The organism is Priestia sp. YIM B13551 (genome assembly GCF_042787905.1).
GTDB lineage: Bacteria > Bacillota > Bacilli > Bacillales > Bacillaceae_H > Priestia.
Genome location: NZ_JBHZOX010000001.1, coordinates 37,328 through 60,464, shown reverse-complemented (window position 1 = coordinate 60,464; position 23,137 = coordinate 37,328). Strand labels below are relative to the sequence as shown.

Genomic DNA, 23,137 nt, shown 5'->3' with positions numbered 1-23,137 from the left:
TTTAATCAATAGAAAAATGGAATAACCGTATCTCCGCGAATCGGTTCAACAGCCGTATGAAACTGAATTCGCAAACTTTTTGAAGTTTCGATGTCAGAAGCATCCATGACGTGAAAATGAATGTGTGGCTCTGACGAATTCCCGGAATTTCCACACCTTCCGAGCAGCGTTCCTTTACGAACCACGTCTCCTTTTTTCACAGAAACCGACCCTTTCTTCAAATGTGCAATCACACTGTATTCTTTTCCTTCATGCTCAATGATAACGTGATTTCCAAAAGGACTTTTTTTATTCGTGTGCCCAATTTCATTATCTTCTTGTCCATCAACTGCTGAAACGACGACTCCTTTTAGCGGAGCTACAACTTTTTTTCCATAGGCATAGTAATCTTCGTTTTTCATTCCATCATTTTTATAGCTTTGCTTTCCTTTTCGCACGACTAAATCATACGCATACCTTTCATTTTCGACTGGATGGTGATAGTTCAACACCTCATGCTTTCCTCCCCAATAGACAAACCATTCACTTTGAATCGGCATCGTATATTTGTTTGTACTCCATCGATCTCTCTCTGAAAATGATTCTATAGGAGCAATCACAAGTGCTTGTATAATGTTATGTTCATCAAACATAACGCTGATGGTTTTTGTCTGCGTAGAATTTAACCAAATAAACTGCTCAATTTGAGGAGTTAAATAGAGATTTGTTTCTAGTCTGTAGAACTGTTCTTCTTCATTAAACAATTTGCTCTGCTCCAAAAATTGCTGAAGCGAAACTTGATGTTTAAATTCTTCGCTTACACAATCATAAAGCTTCTTAAAATCCCCTTGTGCAAATAAAGTTCCAAACTCTTCTCTGATGTTCACTTTTCTCTCTGTATCCATCATTGTAATCCACCCTTTTATATGTATTTCAATTTGTTTGAATTATCTATAAGTAATACGTTTTATGTTGTGAAAAGGTTTCATTTTCCAGTTATTCTATCTCAAAATCTTCTTCTATGCCGTATTTACAATTTTCTCAATCCATTTTATACTTATTTTACAAATATTTGAAAGGAGGTGCAGCATGATGAAAATAACGTTAAATAAGAAAATCAAGCTGCGCCGAGTAAGTGTTTTTGGCGCTTAGATTTTAAGGAGAGTTCACAATGAAAGTAGCATTAGTACGTCATTACAAAGTAAACAAAGGGCTTCCAGAAAACCACCGCTTATCCACCAATGAACTAGTGGCTTGGTTTCAGGAATATGATGAATCAGATATTACGTATGGAGAGACTGATTTGAATAATATCGAATGGAAACGCTGTTTTTCAAGCGATATGCCGCGAGCACACAAAACGGCAAAGCATATTTATAAACAAGAGATCACTCTTCTTCCGGAACTTAGAGAAATACCTATGCCTATTATTCCATTAAAATTTAAACTTCCTTTTATCCTCTGGGCCTTACTGTTTCGCATATCCGGACTTATCAACAAACAAGCTCGTAAAGATATGGCCGAGACTAAGAGAAAAGTAGCAGCAGTGCTAGATCGCGCCATTTCCGAGTCAGAAGACGATTTGCTGATTGTCAGCCACGGAGGCATTATGAAGTTTATGCGTAAAGAACTTATAAAACGTGGTTTTAAAGGGCCTCGGTTTGATATTGCTGTTAACGGAAAGCTTTATCTTTTTGAAAAGCAATAGAATGAAGCTTACTGGAAAAACATTCCTAAAAAAGTCGCAGAGATCAGTCCCTGCGACTTTTTAATAACCATTTTCTTCAATTGTTAATGCTTCACGCAAAGCGATATCTTTTCGGATATTATGAGCGATTTCACGCGTAATTTCTCCTTTTTCATAAAGCTCTTGCACCGTTTCCCGCTCAGTATGAAACGCTTTATAACATAAATCTCTCGTTGCTTTTTTACGTTTGCGTGAATTGTACTCCGTACTCTCTTTTCTAAGTCTTGCCATGGATCTATGGTATTCACTAATAATAGCAAGTGAAATCATTCGATTTTCTTCGTTCATATTTTCTTTAATGACCTTTATCGCTTCTTCAATCATTTGAATACGTACTTTGTTCACTTTGCTTCTTCTTCGCAAGCTTTGTTTTCTTAACGCCTGCTTATTCGGTGAAAAAATTCGGACTAGTAATAATAAAACTTTTTTAAACCTCATCCAGCTCACCAATAATTTGTACCTTACACGATTGGTTACAGCCATTTCAAGCTTGTGTGTATGTTCCAAACAAATATACGCTGTCTCACGGTCTATTTTTTCCTCTTTTAATAGCTTTTCCACCAATTTCCCCTTGGCCTGAAGAGCCAGCAATCGAATTTCTTCTTCATACTGTTTGTTTTCAGAGACTTCTAAAGGATGAGTTTTAACGATGATGTTATTAATCGTTGTATTATACGTTGAAATTAACGAAAGGGCTGCTCCACGATTTTCCTCGGTCATTTCTCTTTTTAACCGTTGAATAGCAGCTTTGTGCACTTTAATGCGTGCTTTAACCTCTTTTGTATTGCGCTCAGGCTTCTTCGGCGCCTTTTCTGTTTTCGCAATAACAGGTAAAAGAATACTTGCCGCAACTAAGGTTAACAATATAACGCCTGCTGCTAGAAAAATAATCAGAGAGCGTTCCGGAAAATCACTGCCGTTATCAAGCGTATATGGAATCGAAAACGCTCCGGCTAACGTAACAGCTCCTCGTACACCTGAAACCGTAATGATGCCAATAGACCGAGGCTCAGGTTTTAGATGCTTGTTATTTTTGTAATACCAGCCTACTGACCATGACACCATCACCCAAATAAATCGTAGTACAAGCAAAAAGACAGTAATAATCAAAATATAAAAAAGCACTTGTCCATTATTAAAGTTTGGATCTTGAATAATTGCTTTCGCCACTTTAGGTATTTGCAGACCAAGCAGTACAAACACCAAGCCATTTAACAAATATAAAATAACCGTCCAAGTACTTTTTGATACTACTTTAAGCTGCTGGTTAGGTGATTCCTCTCGGTCGCGCTCAATCGCATGCACAATGCCGCCTGCTACAACTGCCAAGATTCCTGATAAATGAAAATGTTCAGCAATGTAGAAGATAACAAATGGAGTTAGAATTTGTATTAACATATGAATCGTAATATCTTCCATTCCTAAACGTCGAACAAGTACACGCAGTCTGATAATCAGAAAAGCGATAAATGTTCCTACAAACAAACCGCCCAGCGCTACCAAAAGGAACTGAAATGTAGCATCTACTATCGAAAAGACGCCCGTCACGGTAGCAGCTACTGCTACTTGAAACGCTACAAGACCAGAGGCATCATTCATCAGCCCTTCGCCTTCCAGCAAATGCATAATTCGCTTAGGCAGCTTTACTCGGCTCGCCATAGCTCCCACAGCCACTACATCTGTTGGGGACAAAATAGCGGCTAGTGCAAATGCCGCCGGTAACGGAATGGAAGGGATGAGCCAATTGATTAGATATCCCCCTACTGCCACCGTTACAAAAACCAGTCCCAGCGCTAGTAATAAAATAGGTGTACGAAGCTTCCAAAGAGCAGCTCTTGACACGTTTTTCCCATCATTAAATAATAGCGGGGCAATAAATAAAATAAAAAATAACTCAGGCTCTAAATGTACATCTCCGCCAAATGGCAAGATAGCAAGCCCTGCTCCCAAAGCTATTTGAACTAATGGAACAGGAATAAATGGTACAAAATGATTAATGATATTAGATAGACCAATCAAAGCCAATAAGACTAATATCGTCAGAAAAAATTCCATAAAAACAATCGACTCCTACTTCTATTTACATCCTTTTAAAGGTATCACGTTATCTCTTTTCATTCATTTTATAGTGTTTAGTTTACGCTTTTTCTGCCAAAAAATGTTGCGGGTTATTAAAAAGTGCTCTTTCTTTTCGGTAAGTTTATTTCTACGGACATTAAGGGAACAGTATACATGATATTCTTTATTTACCATATAAATCAGCTCAGCAAACTTTTATAAGGGAGGTGTTCCCTTATCCGTTTCAACGGGGTAAGGAGATAAATTTGGAAACAGTAAATGTCATTTTATTCATCGTATTAATCATATTAACAGCCTTTTTTGTTGCAACGGAATTTGCCGTCATTAGGGTACGGTCGACTAGAATCGACCAGTTAATTGAAGAAGGAAACCGGAACGCTTTAGCAGCAAAAAAAGTAGTATCAAATTTGGATGGTTATCTTTCAGCCACACAGCTGGGCATTACGGTTACCGCACTGGGTCTAGGCTGGATAGGTGAACCTACGGTAGGTCATTTATTAGAGCCGCTTATTGACATGCTTCCTTTTGCTACATCACTTTCGCATGTTATATCTTTTGTTCTTGCTTTTTCGATTGTCACATTTTTAAATGTGGTAGCTGGAGAACTTGCGCCCAAAACAGTGGCGATTCAAAAAGCCGAACAAGTGACGCTGTTATTTTCCCGTCCTCTTATTCTTTTTTCTAAGTTACTTTATCCGTTTATTTGGCTTTTAAACCACTCAGCAAGAGGCGTTGTCGGATTATTCGGCCTGAAGCCAGCTTCTGAAAATGAAGTAGCTCATAGTGAAGAAGAGCTTAGAATTATTTTATCTGAAAGCTATGAGAGCGGTGAAATTAATCAATCGGAATTTAAGTTCATGAATAATATTTTTGAATTTGATAATCGTACGGCTAAAGAAATCATGGTGCCTCGTACGGAAATTGTTAGCGTATCAGCAGAGGAAACGATAGAAGAATTCTTAAAAATGGCTAGAGTAGAGCAATATACTCGCTATCCAGTAGTTGTAGATGGAAACAAAGATCAAGTGGTGGGATTAGTTAATATTAAAGAAATATTAGCGGATTACATAAAAGAAGATGATATTAAACCACGTACCGTGCAAACGTATATGAAACCCATCATTCAAGTCATTGATTCCATCGCCATTTACGACTTATTGCTTAAAATTCAAAAAGACAGAATTCACATGGCCATCTTAATAGACGAGTACGGAGGAACAACAGGGCTTGTAACGGTAGAAGACATTTTAGAAGAAATTGTTGGTGAAATTCGTGATGAATTTGATGATGATGAAATACCGGACGTACACAAAATTAATGAAAATCACTACGTACTTGATGCGAAGGTGTTGATTGAAGAAGTAAACGATTTACTCGGAACAAATATTGAACAAGAAGACGTTGATACCATTGGCGGCTGGATGCTGACCGAAAAGTTTGATCTTGCTAAAGGTGACAGCATCACAAACGAAAGTTTTTCATTTAAAGTCATTGATATTGAACATCACCATATTAAACGAATCGAAATAACAAAGGAAAAAAGTACGGATAACAGCTGATTATCCGTACTTTTTTTGATGCTCTTTTTTAAATGTCAAGTACTCTTTATTCTCTCGTACCTCCTTCCATTTTTTCATAAAAATAGCCGCCGATTCTGCTTTTTGTTCATCAATTTGCCGTTCATTACGCTCTCCGTCTTTGCTGTATTTCTTTCCGCCTTTGTAGTTCGCGTAGCGCCTGGATCGCGTGTATCCCATTTGGAGAAATTTCCGGGCCATGTCCATTCCAACAAAATCGCTTTTTTCTTTGTAGGTTAAAAAAAGCTGATAAATGGCGTCCGCGGATTCCTCAGCAATTTCAGGTGTTCGAAAACGCCAATGAGGAAGAATTTCACTTTTGTATGGCTCAACAAGGAGAACTCCTTGTTCTCCTTTTCCTACTCTATACTTTTCAGGATGTTTTCTAAAATCGATATGCTCAAAGTCAAGTGAATAATCAAATGCCACGGCTCTCCCCTCCTTTTTGATCTCTACCCCTTACAAATGAATGATAAAACTTTTCTTAAAGAAGTTTTTCACATGCAGATGCGGGTAATAATAGGTGGATAAGTATGACTAACTTTTTTCTCCATGCTAAAAGAAGGCCGAACTTATTAAATCATGATACGGGAGATTTCGTTATGTCAATAAAGCTACAGCAAAACCGAATAAAAGCTAATTTTTGGATCACTCCTTCTTTATATGGAATTGTTGCTTTTGTTTTAGCCACTATTAGTACATTTTTAGATCGATATTTAACAGCTCATAAACAATGGTTAAAATTAGTTCCTTCCGTGTTTCTAACGGATAAAGAGCTTGCTCATACTATTTTGAGTTCAGTATCAAATTCCTTATTAACGATGACGACGATTACCTTTTCTTCTGTTTTAGTGGTACTGACTACGTTTGTAGGTCAGTTTTCTCCTAGAACGATTCAAAATTTTAATACAGATGCCAAAACTCAGCGCGTGCTTGGCACTTTTATCGGTGGATACGTATACGTGCTTGTAGTGCTCATTCAAGTTCGCAGCAACCAAGTCAGTAATACCTTTATTGTTCCTTCATTAGCCATCGTGGTAGCATTCATTTGCTTAGGGATGTTTGTGTTTTTGATTCACCACGTCATCAACTGGATTAAAGTCGGAAATTTAATTTCAAACATTGCAAAAAAAACGATGATCACTATTGAAGAGAGACGGCTAGAACAACAAAAGACCCCTGAATCAAAGAATGAAATACATCTTGATTTTGGGAGTAAAAAAACGATTCAAATTAAAAGTATCAAACAAGGATATATTCAATATATCGAACTAAAGCATTTAACAACACTAGCATCCAAACTAAATGTCATTGTTAAACTCGAAAAAGCACCCGGTGAGTATGTAGAAGCAGACACGCCGCTGTTAACGGTGATCAATCATAACCAAACGTTAGAACATGAAAAATTTCTTCATTGCTTGTTTATTACAAATGATCAAGAATCGATTCAAGACGTAAAATTAGGTATTCAAAAGCTAAGTGAAATTGCATTAAGAGCTATTTCACCAGCTATTAATGATCCTGAAACAGCTATTAACTGCATTGAACAGCTCACGCAAGTGTTTATCAAACTCGGAAAAAGCTATTCTTCTTCTCCTTATTATTGCGATGAAGCAGGACGCATTCGAGTGATGCTAGAAAAACCTTCTTTTATGGATTATTTGTACAAAGCGTTCTATCAAATTCGCCATTATGGAAAAGAAGATGTTTCCGTGATGTCTGCTGTCATTAAGGCATTAACCGTAATCGCTGAAACAAATCGCTCTGCCATCAAAAACGACGTCTGGGTTTTTTCTTCCTATATCGTAGAAGGGCTGCAAAAAGAAGAGTGGCTTAAAATGGACAAAGAGTTTCTTAATCAGCTGCTCAAAAACCTTGCAAAAGCTTGTGAAAAAAAAGGCGCTTCTATGTTGATAGAATAAAAACCAAAAAACGCCGCTCAGTTGATGAGCGGCGTTTTCTTACGATATAAAGTGCTCTATCTCTTCTCTCTTTTTCACTATTATAAGTTTATCGTTATATGACGTACGAAGGGTATGCAAAATTTCAGGTTTACTTTGCTTTTCGAAATCCGCATTCCACTGAAACATTTTAATGAAAATAGAAAACGTCGGTGCATAATTTGCTTTTTCTATTTTAGCTTTTTGCAGCACATACCTTTTTATAATAAACCCTATTCTTTTTAGATAATGGATGTCGAGAAAAATAATAAGGTCAGCTTCATTAAAACTTTCATTCACCCACGTATAGTGTACGCCTTCTATAATCCATTCTTTTGAAGCTGCAATATGATGTAAACACTTTTTTCTATCCGCTTCACTTCTTCTTTTATCTCCTTCATATGTTCGTTCCCACATAATATTATCAAGTTCATAGTGAGGAACTTTTAATTCATGGGATAATAAACGGGCAAGAGTTGTTTTTCCACTTCCAACAGACCCAACGATATGTATTTTTTTACATGAAGCGCTTTGAATACTTCATCTCCTCCTACTTCAAACCTGTTTTTTTACACATATTGTATAATTCACGTTCTTTTTCTCTAATGCAAACTAGAGCGTTTTATGCTAGTATTTTATGGTACTTGACTGACAAAAGGAGTGAAATCGCAGTGCCTAAAACCCTTTTTGGAAAACTTACGCTGTTTTGGATTGGACTATTTTTATTGATTACAGGTCTATTTTTTTATTATAAATATACAAACCAAGCGTTTACCGCTGCAGATTTATTCTTTCGCGTCTCTCCTCCTTTAGCTGCTATTGGCTTCCTTTTAAGCGCAGCCGGACTATATGAAGAACGAGGAAAAAACAAGCTAATTCCTCTCGTTGTACTCAGCATTAGTTTTGTCATGCTTTGCCAAGCAGGCTATCATTTTATACATATGCATACTCCACCGCCGCGTCCCTGATTTTGTCTCATTCTCATTTATAAAAAAGCTCTTCGTTTAGTATATTAAACGAAGAGCTTTACTCTCTATTCAAATAAACGCACAAGCTTTTTTGTGTAGGGATGCCTGTTTTTATCAAATAGCTTTGCACGGTCAAATTGATCGATAACCTCGCCTTGCTGCATAACCATCATGCGACTGCTCATAAATTTTACTGCCGCTAAATCATGCGAAATAAACAAATAAGATAGCTGAAACGTCTCCTGCAAATCTTTTAATAAATTTAAAATTTTTGCCTGTACCGTAACATCGAGACTCGCTGTTGGTTCGTCTAATAGCACCAGAGACGGACCTACGCTAATGGCACGCGCAATCGCTACACGCTGAAGCTGTCCACCGCTGAGTTCATGAGGATAATTCAACGCATATTCTGCGCTAATCCCGACTGTTTCTAACAAATAAAAAGCGATTTCTTTTTCGTTTCTGCTCACATGAGACAAAAATGAAGGAACGGTTCGCTGCTGCCGCAAAGGCTCGAGCAAAGAATCGATGATTTTTACTTTTGGATTAAAAGAAGCCGCAGGGTTTTGAAATACAACTTGCATGCCTAGACGAGCTTGCTGAAGTTTTTTTCCTTTTAACCTATGAAGAGGCTGCTCGGCAAACCATACTTCTCCCTGCTGAATTTCTGTTAACCTTAGTACACTTTTTACAAGCGTACTTTTGCCGCTTCCACTTTCTCCGACAATTCCTACACATTCTCCTTTATCGATATGCAGGGAAACATTATTTAGCGCTTTAACGTCTTTATACTGTTTCACCAGCTGCGTGACGCGTAATATACTTTTTTCTTTCATATCTCACTCCTATATCAACACTTTTTTCTGCGTATCTAACAATCGATCAGGCGTTTTCTGTAAAGAAGGAATGGCGTTAAACAGTTTTTTTGTATAAAAGTGATGCGGAGCGTGAAACAGAGATTCGATACTGTTTTCTTCCACGATCTCTCCTGCTAACATAATGGCTGCTCGGTCTGCATATTTCCGCACATGACGCAAATCATGGGTAATAAACAAAATGGCACAGCCTGTTGCTTCTTTCAGCTTATGCAGCAGCTGAAGAACTTCAGCTGCTGACACGCTATCTAAAGCCGTGGTTGGTTCATCTGCAATAATCAAGGCAGGCTTCATCACCAGTGCTAAAGCAATCGCTGCTCGCTGAAGCTGTCCTCCGCTCAGCTGAGAAGCATAGCTTTTATACACGCGTTCATTAGGTAAATTCACAGCTTTTAGAGCCTGAAAAATGGCAGCAGTCCTGTCTTTTTTAGCAAGCTTACTATGTGTACGAATCGTTTCATCAAACTGCTTTCCAATTGTTAAAAAAGGAGTAAAGGCGCTTCGATAATCTTGAAAGATATACGAAATATCTTTTCCAAGGATAGGCGCCTCTCCTTTCTGCTTAAAGATAATAGATCCTCCTTTAAGCGTTACACCTGAAGGCAGCAGTCCTCCTATCGAAGCAGCAGTGATACTTTTACCGCTTCCGCTTTCTCCAACGAGCGCCATCCACTGTCCTTGCTCGATTGTAAAAGAAACGTCTTTTACGATTTGTTTTGTTTTATTATGAATGGCTAGATGCTTTACTTCTAAAACGATGACGATCACCTCTTTTACTGATTAACTTGATATTTCCCTCGAATATATTCACCTAAAGCTGTAAACGCCAGCACAAATAAAATAATGGCCACGCCTGGTATCAACATTAACTGCGGAGCATTGTAAAAGTAGGCCCTGCCTTCATTTAGCATCGTTCCCCATTCCGGAGTAGGCGGCTGAGTCCCTAGTCCAATATAGGATAATGAAGCCATCATTAAAATAATTTTCCCTATATCCAGCGTAGCAAGAACAAGAATATGTCCTCCAACATGAGGAAGAAAGTGGCGCAGGATTAAAGGTAGTGTTCCCACTCCGTTTAATTTAGCGACCAGCACATATTCTTTTGACTTTTCTTGAAGCACAATACTGCGCACTACCCTTGCATAACCAACCCACTTTACAATAACCATCGCAGCAATTAAGTTAAATAATCCAGGCCCTAACAGTCCGCTTAAGACGATGGCTGCAATATAGTCAGGAAAAGCTAAAAAAGCGTCTACAATTCTCATTAAAAAGCGGTCTATTTTCCCTCCAATATACGCTGAAACTAAGCCAACAGGTACTCCAATCAAAAGAGAAAGAGCTAAGACAAGAAAACTAGTCCCAATTGTGGTCTGAGCTCCAGCTACGATTCGTGAAAAGAGATCTCTGCCTAAGTGATCAGTTCCTAACCAGTGATCACCGGTGGATTTTTGAAGCCGATCTTGCATATTGACTTGTGTGGGATCCATTGGTGTTAGCTGACTTCCAAACAGACAAAATAAAATAAGCACAATACCACACACGCTTATCACTACAAAAGGAAGCTGAGTTTTTTTCACCTTTTATCCCCTCCCTTTACATAGAGCTGGGGATTTACATATTTGTAGCTCAAATCTACAAGTGAATTAATTAAAACAACAAACAGGCCCATCCACAAAATATACCCTTGAATGACAGGATAATCACGATTCATAATCGCATCAATAACTAATTTTCCAATTCCAGGATAAGCAAAAAGGACTTCAATAATGACCGTTCCTCCAAGCAAACTGCCTAAGCTCGTCCCTAAAATAGTAAGAAGCGGCGTTAAGCTATACCGGAACGCGTGAAAAATAAAAATTCGACTTTCACTTATTCCTCTTGCTCGAGCGGATCGTACAAAATCTTGTTTCAATCCTTCTAGCAGACTAGCTCTAACCATTCGCATGTACACAGCGGACATGGCAAAACCAAGTGTTAAAGAAGGCAGCACAAGATGGGCTGCTGTGCCTGTACCCATTGAAGGAAGCCATTGAAGACGTACAGAGAACAGCTGTATAAACAAAAGGCCGAGCCAAAAGCTTGGAATAGACGCTCCAATTAAGGAAATACTTCTGCTGAGATAATCAATCCACTTGTTCGGATACAGTGCTGACAGCGTGCCGAGTGGCACAGCTATTAACAGCATCACAACCAAAGATGCAGCCGTCAAGCGCAGCGTAGCCGGAAACTTCTCGGCTAATTCATCGATGACAGGCTCTTTTGTCATATACGAAGACCCTAAATCAAACTGAAAAAAGCGCTTCAGCCACTTTACATATTGAATATATATGGGTTCATCAAATCCTAGCTCTGTTCTCAAATTATTCATTTGTTCCTCAGAAACTGCCACGTCATCTGCGCGAAGCATTTGCTTAACTGGATCTCCTGGAGCCAGCTTCATTAAAACAAAGCTGAGAAACGATAGGATAACTAAAAAAATGAGTAATTCTATTATTCTTTTACTAATTAATTTCATATCTACTTCACATCTAAATCCTTTGTTATCACATAGTATTCACTTTTGGTTGTGACCCAATTTTTCACATTGTCTCTATAGGCCACAAAATTATTCGGATGAACAATCGAAGAGTGGAGCGTTTCTTTTTCTACTATTTCTCCGGCTTGTCTTGCTAACTTATTGCGCTGTTGTTGATCAACTGTTTTATTGAGTTTATTAATAATGGAAGTTAATGCTGGTTCATGAAAATGACCTACATTAAATGCTCCTCCCTCCATGTAAAGAGCATTAAAGAAATATCCTGCATCTCCTCGCGGCGCGGTTACTAGACTATATGTAACGATTCCCCAATCATTTTTTGTTGTCATATACTCGTCCATATTTTCCACTTGTTGAATGTCTATTTTTACACCAATCTTTTTTGCTTCTGACTGAAGCATTTGTGACATTAAAGGCAGTTCTGGACGATAAGGATATGTAACAAGCTTAAAGGAAAGCTGTTTTCCATTTTTTATTGCTTTTCCATCCTTGAGTATATAACCGGCTTTTTCTAAATATTTTTGAGCCTCACTTGGTCCATAGGTTTTCGTTTTTTGATCGTTCGAAAAATCTAAACTCTTTAAAAATGGACCATTTGCCGGGGATCCTTGACCTGCAAGCGCTGTATCGACAACATCTTTTGGATTTAATAATACATCAAACGCTTTTCTCACATTTTTATCTTTAAACGCTTCTTGCCTTGAATTATAGAAAAGCATTTGATTTCTCAGGCTCGGCTGTATATCTACTACAATAGAAGAATCTTTTTTTAATGTGTTTAAGCTTTCAATAGCCGGACGGTACACAATATCGGCTTCACCTGATTGCAAAGCGGACGTTCGTGCATTTTCATCATCATTAAATGTTAACACAACTTCATCCAATTTTGGTTCCCCGCCCCAGTATTCTTTATATTTTTTTACTTTCATTTCATTATCCGGTTTAAACGAAGCTACTTTAAATGGCCCTGTTCCCACGGGTTTACTTTTTGTATCTGGAGCATCTACATCAATAATTGCCGTGTTTGGATGAACAAGTTCAGAAGGCAGCGTGGCAAGCGGCTCTGTTGTTGTAATGGTTAAGATTTGGCCACTGGCTTTCATTTTTTTAATTTTAAGTGCACTTTTCATTGCTTCGCTTTCTTTTATCGTTCTTTCTAACGAATGTTTCACGGCTTCAGCATTCAGATCCTTGCCATTTTGAAACGTAATCCCGTCTCTAATCTCAAATACCCAGGTCGTTCCATCATCTTCTGTTTTCCACTTTTTTGAAAGCCATGGTTCAATCTGTAATTGCTCATCAACTTTTACTAACGTTTCGGCAATACCGGCTCGTACAGTTGTATAATTCAACTGTGGATCGAGCGTGTCACTTGGAAAATTCGATACAAAAGTAAGTGATTTTTTTTCACTCTTTTCTTCGGTACTCGCAGAGTTAGCCGAACATGCCGCTAGCATACCTATCGTAGCAAGCGTTAAGCATAGCAGACTTATCCTTTTTCTCATATAAACCCCTCCTTTATTCAAAACTATCTTTCTTTTATGTACTGTCTCTAACTATAACTTACCCCTCCTTTTAAATCGTAACGATTATTATTATCATAAAAAGTTTAATTTGTTTACCTTACTTTGTCAACAAAGGTTTTTAAAGGATATTGGCGCTCTAACACTTGTTTTCACCCGTTATGATGATTAAATTTAGTGATAACGCATACAAATGAACATAAAAAAACAAAGCCTTCTCGAGGCTTTGTTTATGCAGCGTGTTTTTTTCTTTTATATTTCCACATCATATATCGATAACGAATCGTGCAGCCTATACAATATCCCATCAGCGCTACACCAGCAGCAAGAATCACCATTATACTAAATACATAGCCGACAAGCGTATAACCCATTAAAAATGAAATGAAAGCAACCCCCATACATATCGTTGCAATCCATTGGTTAAAAAGCTGCTGATCCCGGTCTTCCATTTGATAAGAAGAAGCAGGCTTTTTGAGAAGCTTTTTCCCTGCCATAATTACGGGATTACGCTTTGTTGCAAGTGTGACTACTCCAACGAGAAAAGGCAAAAGTAAAAGCCACTTTGCCGCAAGTAAAGCGATCAAAACCGTTATAACGATAAAGAGTTGATTAAGCTGAACTAATGGTTTGGGAATGCTCATGGAACGCCTCCTTCTTAAAACCCATTATACAAATTGGTTTACTAATTTAAAAGAAAAAGCACTCCAAATGAGCGATAAGACTCATACAAAAAAGTTACATAATTTCACTAACGTACTTTAAGATCAGTATCGTAAATAAAATCAAGACAACGTATCGTAAAGAACGAATTCGACGTTGAAGAAGACGTTTTACATGCCTTTTATTACGCATATGGGTTCTTCCTTTCGTATATTGAATTGTCTTTAGACACACTTATATCATACTTTTTCGGAAAACACCAACGTCAGAAAAAATTTCCAGGAACCACAGCTCTATGCGCTTAGAAAGCCTTTTCCAATTACATCTCGTACATCGTGTACAATCACAAATGCTTCATCATCAATTTTTTTAATCAGCTTTTTAAGCTTAATGAGCTCTTGTTTGTTAATGACCACATACAAGATTTCTTTTGATTCTTTTGTATAGTTCCCTCGACCGTTTAAAATCGTTACTCCGCGATCAAGCTGTTCATTGATTTGATCCGCTACTTCATTTTTGTTGCTTGAAATAACGGTAACGGCCTTTTTAGCATCAAACCCTTCAATAACGAAGTCAATTACTTTTGTTGTAATGTACAGCATGACGATCGTAAATAGTAGCTTTTCGATTCCAATAATAAAATAAGAAGCTAATACAACTAGTAAATCAACAATTAAAAGTGCATGACTGACTTTCCAGTTTAAAAACTTATTTAGAATTCGAGCAATAATGGCTGAACCTGCTGTTGTTCCACCAACTCGCAAAATCATCCCAATTCCAACGCCTAGCAGTACACCGGCAAAAACCATGCCAATGAGCTCTTCATGAAGATGAAGACCCCAGCCTTCAGTTACGTGAAGAAAAATAGATGTAGCGATAATCGTAATCATCGTATAGACGATGGTTTTTTTCTCTAAAAATTTATACCCTACGATAAGCAAGATACCGTTTAAAATAAAGTTAGTGATGCCCGTTGAAAGATGCGTTGTATAATATAAAATAATTGATATACCCGTAACCCCACCTTCACCTAGTCCTATTGGAATGACAAACATGTTAACTGCAAGTGAAAATACAAACGAACCTATTAATAAAAAGATGACATCTTTTACTGTTTTACTCATCGATTAAACCCTCCTCGGCATAAAAATTCACATAAAAAAGCCCCTTCTCCAAAAGAGAAGAGACGCTTATGTTTAATTTTTATATTACGTATTCTTAAATTGCCATGTATGACTATAATATGTTCACATACGTTTGTCAAACGGAAAGTTTATGCATTATGTGTAACCAAGGCTATGAGTCATTTATCTTTTATGTATACTAGGAATGTTTTAATTTATTTAAACAAAGACGGATGCAGGAATTAGTTGACTCAATTAATTCTTTATCGCCTTTTTTCAATCGAATTTCTAACGCGCGTTGAAAATAGTGATGTGCTCTGGAAACAACCCGCTGATCAAGTAAACATTTTCCATAATACTGATAGACAAAGTCTTCATATATGTGAAGGTCTTCATCTGCTTTTAATTGTTCAATGAGTAACTGAAACGTTTCATTCGCTTTATCCCACTGTTCTTGCCAGTGATATGTATGTCCAAGTCGGATCGTATTCAAAAATTCACCTATTGTATCAGCATGTCGGTCATATAGATAAATGGCCAGCAGCAGATGTCTTTCACTGCTCGTTAATTCTCCAAGTATGCGCTCATATACGCCAATATGTCCATATGTTTTAGCAGCGGCACACTCATCCTCTTCTTCAAGAGCTCGTTTCTTTAAATAGATAATTCCCTGCTTCATTTGGTGTGGGTTAATGGGAACTTCTCGAAGCTGTTCATTAAATCGATAACTCATATTAAACGGAAGATCTCTGATGTTCATGCACGCTCCTTTCATGTGGCACATCAGCAAACATACTTTCATGACCGCTTGCTTATAGTCCATTGGATGTAGGATTCTTTCCATTTTGATACGTTTACGCGATTTACAGGAAAGCTCAGCAAAAGTGCTGAGCTGTTGGTTCTTATTATTTTACTTATATATCCATTTTATCACAAAAAATACTACCGTAAAGATGCTCAGGCAGTCTTCATATAAAAAAATGGTTTTTTATCAATAAAAATGGTTTTATGCTCTTGAAAGCCTATACGCTGATACAATTTTTTGGCTTCTACGTTATTATATTCAACGTTTAACGATAAAAACATCTTACGCTTTTTGGCTTCTTGCTTGGCTACATTTAAAAGAGCCGTTCCTATCCCTTTTCCACGGTAAGCTTCATCTACACATAGAGAGTCAATATAATAATCTCCATGTTCAGTTTCTATATCAATTTCCCACGCTGGATTATTAAGCTTAGCACGTACAAAACGCTTAACTGGTTCATAAAGCGTTTGTAACATACTTCCTTCGTAGCAAAGCATAAGTCCAACTACCTTCTCGTCGACTTCTGCGACTGTAATATGATGATAGCTATAGCGATTCTTCTCAGACAGAATAAACGCTTTAAGTCTTAAAAGCGCTTCTTCATTCGTTGTAGCCGCCGTGTGAGAGCGTGCAATACTGCCAAGCATGTCATAAAGTAATTCCGTTACAGCAGAAGCATCTTCTTTTCTTGCTTTCCTTATTTTCACGATTTTCAAACTCCCTTTATTCTCTTCGCTTGCGTTATTTGTAGCAAACCTTCTTACCTATCTACTTTAACACGAAAAAGAAAAGAAAGAAAAAATTAACTCCTAATCTTCCTTTCATTGTATAATTAATGTATATTTTCAAATGAATGGATGATGACTATGAAAAAACGCCGTCAGCAGAAAGATACTACGGTAAGTGGATGGGAAGTTTTAGCAGAAATTCTTTTACAAGTGCCTCAGCTGCTCATATGGCCACTGCGTCTTCTTATACGGATTGGTCGCTCTTTGTTGGATGGTATTTAGCCACTCCTATACAAATACTTACTGAACTCAAAAAAAAGAAACTCAGCAGTTACTGAATTTCTTTGTTAGTTTTTTGCTTTTTTGTATCCTGCTTCTTGCGCATCTTTTTCGGTACAAAACCAAATGACGTTGTTCATGGTTTGGTTGTAGTGTGCCCCTGTTGGCACGTGATAAATTTTAGAGTTTTGATTTCCTTTTATTTTACCTTCACAGCTTTTGGCAGACTGAATATCTTTTTGATTAGAAGAGGACTGATTTTTTACAGCATCCGTGTTATACCCTTTTTCTTGTGCATAGTTTTCAATACTCCAGATGCCTTTTTCGCTTTTTCGAGCCTGCTCCTGTATTTTCTTAAATTCATCTACGTACTTTGTATTAGGAGGAAATACTGCTACGCGGGCTAGCCCTTTTGCTAGCAGCTCTTCATTATACAGCTCATTGTCTATCCATACATAAGCAAGCAAGCGTCCATATTGATCACGCTCTTGCACATCAAATTCAAGGGTAATTTCCTGTCCTTCTAGTCTTTTTTTTGTGTAAGCAGATGCTTCAGGACCAAAGGGCTGTACGCCTAGTTTGGGATGCTTTGTTTCTGGGGTATCAACAAGAAGTAATCGCACGCGATCTCTCTTTCCGTTCAGCATTTCCACTTTAAGCGTATCGCCGTCCACTACTCTTTCTACCGTAGCCGCCTCACCTACTACATCTTCACGATTTGCTTTAGAAGGACTATGATCGTTTTCTTGATCTGATGAACCTTCTACTTGAACTGCTTGTTTTGTATCGGTAGAAGCTGTGGTTGAATGACTTGCCTGCTCATCGCTGCATCCAGTAAGAAGCAGCATAAACATCGCAAGCATCGTGCAAATAATTGCTTTTATTTCTTTCAAAACCCGGGTCCTCCTTTAACACGTTCCCTATCTACTATATAAAAGTAAAATGATTTTATAAATAGTGTAAATCACCTAAAAACAAAAACTCGTGAAAATACCTTTCACGAGTTTTTTCGTGCAACTGTTATAAAAATTGCTTACCTGTTTTAAAGTCATTCTTTTAAATAGCATCTATTTTATTTTTATCTCACGAACACATTTTTCGTTTTAGTGTATCCAAATTTTTAATCATGAGGATATTTTACACTACAAATACATTTATCGTCTACCGGCTTATAAGAATAGGGAATAGCCGCACAAATAGAACAAGTATGAATATTTCAATATAATAACTGGCTAACATGATTGCTATTTTTTTGTAACATAAATAAGAGCCCTCACTAACAATAATAGGGCTCTTCAAACCTTTGTTTTTACGATCGAATTTTTTGTTTGCGCATCCACTGGGTAGCGACCCACTTTTCTCCTTTTATAACAGGAGCTCCCCCGTGGAGAGTACGGTCATTAAGTTCAGCATCACTATAAAAATATTCAAAGTACACGGCCATTCCTTTTGTCGGAGATACGGAAAGACCCAGCTTAGGAAAATAAGTTTCTCCTCCTTCTTCGACATCGTTTAAGTACATAACCAATGTACTAATACGGTTGTTTTTAGATGCTTTACTTGCAGAAGTGAAATAATCGTGATGTGCTTTGTATTCTTGATCAGGCAAGTATTTTAAAACTTGAAGACCTTCAGCATATTCAATAGATGGTCCCATTATTTTAGAAAGTCTTCTTTCGATTTGATGTACAAGCTCGTTTTCACTTTCTTCAAAAAACATGCCGCTGCTCGTTCGAATACTGTTTACTTCACGTGCAGCACCAATTTTTGATCGCTGCATTTTATCTTTGGATAGCTGTATAAGTTCGTCACATTCTTCGTTACTTAGTACATTTCCTAAAACTAGAACAAGAGGCTCTTCAAATCGAGCAACAATATCAATCTCTCTGTCTTCTAATTTAATTTTATTCCCTGTATGATTAAAAATCGTTTGTTCTTTCGTCAGTAAAGATGTATTAGTTAGAATCATCTTTTATCGGCTCCTCGAAATAGCTATTTTCCAATTCTTCACTCCATTATATGTAAACGCTTACTGATAAGAATTATATCATGAATACGAAGTAAATTCTGCTAGCAAAGGAAATAAATAAAAAGAAGCCCGTTATATAACGAAGCTCCCTCATTTTTTCTTATATGTTTCACCTATATTTTGAATACTTTACAACAGCTTCTAAAAAATTCTTTTAATTTAAAGCATACGTGTCAAAGGCTGCCTAAAATCATCGGTACACAAGTTCTTTTTTACTTAAATCAAGCATTTGTGCTGTAGAAGCATGAATTTCGTTAAAAAGCGCTGGATTTTCTACCAAAGATAAGCCGTAAGAAGGAATCATTTCTTTTATTTTTGATTCCCATTCTTCTATATGCTGCGGGAAACACTTTTCCAGCACTTCAAGCATGACATGAACGGCAGTCGAAGCACCTGGCGAAGCCCCGAGCAATGCAGCAACGGAACCATCAGCTGAACTCACAACTTCTGTACCAAATTGAAGAGTTCCTTTACCTCCGGCTTCCGTATCTTTGATTACTTGTACACGCTGACCCGCTACGACGATATCCCAGTCTTCGCTTTTTGCGTATGGAATAAACTCGCGAAGTTCTTCCATACGCTTTTCATTGGACAACAGCACCTGCTGAATCAAGTATTTCGTTAAGCCCATCTCTTTGACGCCTGCTGCTAACATCGTTAAGATATTATTCGGTTTTACAGAATTGATTAAATCCAAATTTGAACCCGTTTTTAAGAACTTTGGTGAAAATCCGGCAAAAGGTCCAAACAGCAGTGTTTTTTTGCGGTCGATATAGCGTGTATCAAGGTGCGGAACCGACATCGGCGGAGCGCCAACCTTTGCTTTTCCGTACACTTTCCCGTGATGCTGCGCTACAACTTCGGGGTTATTGCATACCATAAATAATCCGCTTACCGGGAACCCTCCAATATGTTTGGACTCAGGAATACCCGTTTTTTGGAGTAAAGACAGACTTCCGCCTCCTCCTCCGATAAAAACAAAGTTCGCCGTGTGATATTCCTGTTTGCCGCTATGAATATCATGTACTTTTACTTCCCACGAGCCATCTGCGGTACGTGTCAGATTTTCAACGCTGTGGTTATAGTTTATTTCTACGCTTTTACTTTTTAAATGTGTAAACAACATACGAGTTAAAGCTCCAAAGTTCACGTCCGTCCCTGAGTCAATTTTGGTTGCCGCAATTGCTTCAGTCGATGTACGGCCTTTCATAACAAGCGGCATCCATTCTTTTAACTTTTCAGGACGATCCGAATACTCCATCCCTTGAAACAACGGATTATTTGATAGCGCTTCAAAACGTTTTTTCAGAAAGGATACGTTCTTTTCTCCTTGTACGAAACTTATATGAGGGATTGGCATAATAAACTCTTGCGGATGATGAATTAAATTACTGCTTACAAGATACGACCAAAACTGTCTTGAAAGCTGAAACTGTTCATTAATTCGCACTGCTTTCGTAATATCTATAGATCCGTCAGCTTGTTCAGATGTATAGTTCAACTCGCACAGTGCAGCATGGCCCGTCCCTGCATTATTCCATTCATTCGAGCTTTCTTCTCCTGCATCTGCGAGTTTCTCAAATACTTTGATTTCCCATTCCGGCGCTAACTCTTTTAGTAAAGATCCCAACGTTGCGCTCATAACTCCGGCCCCAATTAAGATAACGTCTGTTTTTTTATATACATTGCTCATCACAATCTTCCTTATCTTTTATATTTTAAAAAAGCACCTTTTAGCAACACGCCTGTTCTACCTGACTCTCTATAGATTAAGTATGTCTGACAAGTTATCTGTCTTACATAATGGGAGTTTTTATACATACCCTTTCATCTTGTCCTTTTTTAACATGCTCAATATGACTTCAGCGGTTTCTTCAACTGCTTTACCTGAGACATTAACAATAGGACAGCCAATGCGCTTCATAATTTTCTCAGCATAGTCCAGCTCTTCAAGGATTCGATCTACATTGGCATAATTGGCTTGAGACGCTAAACCTAAATTTTTTAATCGTTCTTTTCGGATTTCATTGAGCTTATCCGGTGTAATAACTAAACCAATACATTTATTTTTCGGAATAGTAAAAAGTTCATCAGGAGGCGTCACTTCTGGAACTAACGGTATATTCGCTACTTTAAGACTTTTATGAGCTAAATACATAGAAAGTGGCGTCTTAGATGTTCTCGAAACACCAATCAACACTAGATCAGCTCGCTTGATACCTCTGAAGTCTTGTCCATCATCATATTTAACAGCAAATTCAACTGCTTCTACTCTTCGAAAATAGTTATCGTCTAACTTTCTCGTTAATCTCGGTTGAAGATTAGGTTCCTTATTAAAGGTTTGGCTAAAGGCACTCATAAGAGGGGTCATTAAATCAATAGCTACAATTCCTTCTTCTTGTGCCTGTTGGTCAAGATACTGTTTTAAAGGTGGGATGACGATAGTATACGCAATGATGGCCTGGTTACACCTTGCTTCAGCAATGATATTATCAATATTTCCCTCATCTTCTACGTAAGAAGTATTTTGAATTTCAATATCTTCTCCACTAAATTGAGTTAAAACTGCTTTTACCATCAGCTCAGCCGTTTCACCTACTGAGTCGGAAACTATATAGACAATTTTTCTTTTATTCACATTAAATCTTCCTATTCTTTGATTTTAATAGTTTAATAACACTAGTATTTTTTATTTAGCAGCTTACAAGATACACAATTTAATAGTAATGAATAGACAAATATGCTGGTCACTGTGATTATAAACACTTTAACAAAACGATTAAATTCAGAATTTGTGTCATACTAATTATGAAATAAAATTAAATATGTTATACTATTTTCATTAAATGTTATATTAGCATTAAATATACGGAGATACAATCCCTTTTCTCCGCATTTTATAAAAAGTTTGAAGAAAGAAAAAGTTTAGATTTTAAAATGTCTTATGCTTTGGCATGGTGGCACTCATCAGGGCTGAGAGGCGTTTTGCAGGGATAGGTACGAGGATAGTTGTATAATTATGTTGTTTATAACATGATTTTTAAATTATAGAAGATTTATTCTTATCTATTCTTTTTAGCTAAGAGTGCTATAACTAAAAATAATGAACGGTTTACTTTTCACTTTCTGTATACTAAAAACACCGCCTAAAAGACGATGTTTTGAATAGTTGGTTATAATGCATTGTCGTGAAATCGATTAATTTTTATAAAACGGGATTACTTCTAGCAGATTTTTGCAATAAAAATTTAGAAAGATAATGAGATACGCCGTTTTCGTCACAGTTAAATTCCGTTACGTCATCGACAATTTCTTTAATATGATCCGGCGCATTTTTCATCGCTACGGCATAGCTGGCAAACTGAAACATTGGTAAATCATTGTTACTGTCGCCAATCGCTAGAATGTCTTGCTCGGGCAAATTAAAATGTTTTAGCATTTGCTGAATTCCCGTTGCTTTATTTACGTTTGCCACCATCACTTCAACATTGTGTTTAGATGAAGTAGAAGTTGTAAAGTCAATTTCTTTTTTAAGTTCTTCAAGCTCCTCTTTCCATTTATCGATATGCTCGTGCGTTCTTGCAAAGAAATAGAACTTTGAAAATTCGCTTCCTTCTACGGAATCTTTCCAGTCAATTTCTTCTTTAATCGCTTGTTTACGAGAAAGCCATTCGTTAATTTCCACACTGTCTGGCTTTGGCTCTCTAATTTCATTTTCCACATAGGACTGATCTTGTTTTAACGTCACGCGAGGTGTGCCATACGGGAAAAGCTCGTAGTATACCTTGTTCGCTCTTGCTTTTTCAATAATAGTTTCCACCAACTGGAGCGAAAGCGAGTGCTGAAAGACTGATTCTTTTCCTACGTATCCTGCCATGCCATTTGACGTGATAAATCCATCCACTTGAAAGCCTTCAGGAACTAACTCTTCTATTTCATTAAACGCTCTTCCCGTAGCAATAAAAACAAAAATTCCCTGTTTTCGTAATTCGTCAATGATTTCTTTTGTTTGAATACTTACTTTGTTGGAGCGATTTAATATCGTACCGTCCATATCTAAAAAAATTGCTTTAGGTTTTAACAACATATTTATTCCCCCTATTTGTAAAAAGAGTGTACTTGGCAAGTATAAACTTTTCCATTTTCAAACTCAATGAATGTACTTTGCTTTTCTCTTTTATAAAACTACTATAATACTCTCCTTACATCTAAAGTACGTACTTATATTGTACAAGCGCTATAAAGAAAGAATTTTATATTTGCAATAAGCCTTTATATACTA

23 protein-coding genes are annotated in these 23,137 nt (G+C 37.3%); 5 read left to right on the top strand and 18 right to left on the bottom strand.

Annotation, left to right across the window (positions count from 1 at the left end; all coding sequences use genetic code 11):
• Positions 1 to 5: 5 nt before the first annotated feature.
• Positions 6 to 884, bottom strand: a complete 879-nt coding sequence (locus ACFX4N_RS00320) for a M23 family metallopeptidase (RefSeq protein WP_377260611.1) — start codon at positions 882 to 884, stop codon at positions 6 to 8.
• A gap of 266 nt (positions 885 to 1,150) precedes the next feature.
• Here ACFX4N_RS00320 and ACFX4N_RS00315 point away from each other — a divergent pair, with 266 nt between their 5' ends.
• On the top strand, positions 1,151 to 1,687 hold the full coding sequence (locus ACFX4N_RS00315) for a histidine phosphatase family protein (RefSeq protein ID WP_013057520.1): 537 nt from the start codon (positions 1,151 to 1,153) through the stop codon (positions 1,685 to 1,687).
• A gap of 60 nt (positions 1,688 to 1,747) precedes the next feature.
• On the opposite strand, the gene ACFX4N_RS00310 is transcribed toward ACFX4N_RS00315, so the two are convergent.
• Positions 1,748 to 3,781, bottom strand: a complete 2,034-nt coding sequence (locus ACFX4N_RS00310) for a Na+/H+ antiporter (protein ID WP_013057521.1) — start codon at positions 3,779 to 3,781, stop codon at positions 1,748 to 1,750.
• A gap of 269 nt (positions 3,782 to 4,050) precedes the next feature.
• Here ACFX4N_RS00310 and ACFX4N_RS00305 point away from each other — a divergent pair, with 269 nt between their 5' ends.
• Complete coding sequence (locus ACFX4N_RS00305; RefSeq protein WP_013057522.1) at positions 4,051 to 5,364, top strand: hemolysin family protein; 1,314 nt, start codon at positions 4,051 to 4,053, stop codon at positions 5,362 to 5,364.
• Here the strand turns inward: ACFX4N_RS00305 and ACFX4N_RS00300 are convergent, their stop codons facing one another.
• Entirely contained in the window at positions 5,365 to 5,811 is a 447-nt protein-coding gene (locus tag ACFX4N_RS00300; protein WP_013057523.1) for a DUF4385 domain-containing protein, read from the bottom strand.
• A 173-nt stretch (positions 5,812 to 5,984) separates the two neighbouring features.
• Here ACFX4N_RS00300 and ACFX4N_RS00295 point away from each other — a divergent pair, with 173 nt between their 5' ends.
• Positions 5,985 to 7,304, top strand: coding sequence for a DUF2254 domain-containing protein (locus ACFX4N_RS00295; RefSeq protein ID WP_236658099.1), 1,320 nt, complete (start codon positions 5,985 to 5,987; stop codon positions 7,302 to 7,304).
• Between the two features lie 39 nt (positions 7,305 to 7,343).
• Here ACFX4N_RS00295 and ACFX4N_RS00290 read toward each other — a convergent pair whose 3' ends face one another.
• Positions 7,344 to 7,739 (bottom strand): P-loop NTPase family protein, encoded by a 396-nt coding sequence (locus ACFX4N_RS00290; RefSeq protein WP_013057525.1) that lies wholly within the window; start codon positions 7,737 to 7,739, stop codon positions 7,344 to 7,346.
• Positions 7,740 to 7,993: 254 nt separating this feature from the next.
• Here ACFX4N_RS00290 and ACFX4N_RS00285 point away from each other — a divergent pair, with 254 nt between their 5' ends.
• Positions 7,994 to 8,290, top strand: a complete 297-nt coding sequence (locus tag ACFX4N_RS00285; protein ID WP_013057526.1) for a hypothetical protein — start codon at positions 7,994 to 7,996, stop codon at positions 8,288 to 8,290.
• A 65-nt stretch (positions 8,291 to 8,355) separates the two neighbouring features.
• Here the strand turns inward: ACFX4N_RS00285 and ACFX4N_RS00280 are convergent, their stop codons facing one another.
• The 9 genes from ACFX4N_RS00280 to ACFX4N_RS00240 all read right to left on the bottom strand — a co-directional run bounded on the left by ACFX4N_RS00280 (position 8,356) and on the right by ACFX4N_RS00240 (position 16,526).
• Positions 8,356 to 9,126: an ABC transporter ATP-binding protein gene (locus ACFX4N_RS00280; protein ID WP_013057527.1), complete on the bottom strand. Its 771-nt coding sequence runs from the start codon at positions 9,124 to 9,126 to the stop codon at positions 8,356 to 8,358.
• Between the two features lie 9 nt (positions 9,127 to 9,135).
• Entirely contained in the window at positions 9,136 to 9,933 is a 798-nt protein-coding gene (locus tag ACFX4N_RS00275; RefSeq protein WP_053487392.1) for an ABC transporter ATP-binding protein, read from the bottom strand.
• 5 nt (positions 9,934 to 9,938) lie between these two features.
• Positions 9,939 to 10,745, bottom strand: coding sequence for a nickel transporter permease (gene nikC, locus ACFX4N_RS00270; protein ID WP_057273400.1), 807 nt, complete (start codon positions 10,743 to 10,745; stop codon positions 9,939 to 9,941).
• A complete protein-coding gene (gene nikB, locus ACFX4N_RS00265; protein WP_274589361.1) occupies positions 10,742 to 11,683 on the bottom strand; it encodes a nickel ABC transporter permease in 942 nt (313 codons plus the stop codon). The genes nikC and nikB overlap by 4 nt, the downstream gene beginning before the upstream one ends.
• Positions 11,684 to 11,685: 2 nt before the next feature.
• On the bottom strand, positions 11,686 to 13,209 hold the full coding sequence (gene nikA, locus ACFX4N_RS00260) for a nickel ABC transporter substrate-binding protein (protein ID WP_057273402.1): 1,524 nt from the start codon (positions 13,207 to 13,209) through the stop codon (positions 11,686 to 11,688).
• A 248-nt stretch (positions 13,210 to 13,457) separates the two neighbouring features.
• Entirely contained in the window at positions 13,458 to 13,871 is a 414-nt protein-coding gene (locus ACFX4N_RS00255) for a DUF4395 domain-containing protein (protein WP_013057532.1), read from the bottom strand.
• 312 nt (positions 13,872 to 14,183) lie between these two features.
• Positions 14,184 to 15,014: a YitT family protein gene (locus ACFX4N_RS00250; protein WP_016764585.1), complete on the bottom strand. Its 831-nt coding sequence runs from the start codon at positions 15,012 to 15,014 to the stop codon at positions 14,184 to 14,186.
• 199 nt (positions 15,015 to 15,213) lie between these two features.
• Complete coding sequence (locus ACFX4N_RS00245; protein ID WP_013057534.1) at positions 15,214 to 15,774, bottom strand: hypothetical protein; 561 nt, start codon at positions 15,772 to 15,774, stop codon at positions 15,214 to 15,216.
• A 197-nt stretch (positions 15,775 to 15,971) separates the two neighbouring features.
• Entirely contained in the window at positions 15,972 to 16,526 is a 555-nt protein-coding gene (locus ACFX4N_RS00240; protein WP_013057535.1) for a GNAT family N-acetyltransferase, read from the bottom strand.
• Between the two features lie 159 nt (positions 16,527 to 16,685).
• Between ACFX4N_RS00240 and ACFX4N_RS00235 the strand changes: the two genes are divergently transcribed.
• The gene (locus tag ACFX4N_RS00235; protein ID WP_153254062.1) at positions 16,686 to 16,829 is read left to right on the top strand and encodes a hypothetical protein; all 144 of its coding nucleotides are present in this window, start codon (positions 16,686 to 16,688) and stop codon (positions 16,827 to 16,829) included.
• Between the two features lie 65 nt (positions 16,830 to 16,894).
• Here the strand turns inward: ACFX4N_RS00235 and ACFX4N_RS00230 are convergent, their stop codons facing one another.
• The 5 genes from ACFX4N_RS00230 to ACFX4N_RS00210 form a co-directional block, all read right to left on the bottom strand.
• Positions 16,895 to 17,719, bottom strand: a complete 825-nt coding sequence (locus ACFX4N_RS00230) for a thermonuclease family protein (protein ID WP_057273404.1) — start codon at positions 17,717 to 17,719, stop codon at positions 16,895 to 16,897.
• Between the two features lie 416 nt (positions 17,720 to 18,135).
• The gene (locus ACFX4N_RS00225; protein WP_013057538.1) at positions 18,136 to 18,795 is read right to left on the bottom strand and encodes a 2OG-Fe(II) oxygenase; all 660 of its coding nucleotides are present in this window, start codon (positions 18,793 to 18,795) and stop codon (positions 18,136 to 18,138) included.
• Positions 18,796 to 19,045: 250 nt separating this feature from the next.
• A complete protein-coding gene (locus ACFX4N_RS00220) occupies positions 19,046 to 20,548 on the bottom strand; it encodes a malate:quinone oxidoreductase (RefSeq protein ID WP_057273405.1) in 1,503 nt (500 codons plus the stop codon).
• A 120-nt stretch (positions 20,549 to 20,668) separates the two neighbouring features.
• On the bottom strand, positions 20,669 to 21,493 hold the full coding sequence (locus ACFX4N_RS00215; RefSeq protein ID WP_057273406.1) for a pyruvate, water dikinase regulatory protein: 825 nt from the start codon (positions 21,491 to 21,493) through the stop codon (positions 20,669 to 20,671).
• A gap of 567 nt (positions 21,494 to 22,060) precedes the next feature.
• Positions 22,061 to 22,942: an HAD family hydrolase gene (locus ACFX4N_RS00210; RefSeq protein ID WP_057273407.1), complete on the bottom strand. Its 882-nt coding sequence runs from the start codon at positions 22,940 to 22,942 to the stop codon at positions 22,061 to 22,063.
• Positions 22,943 to 23,137 lie beyond the last annotated feature (195 nt).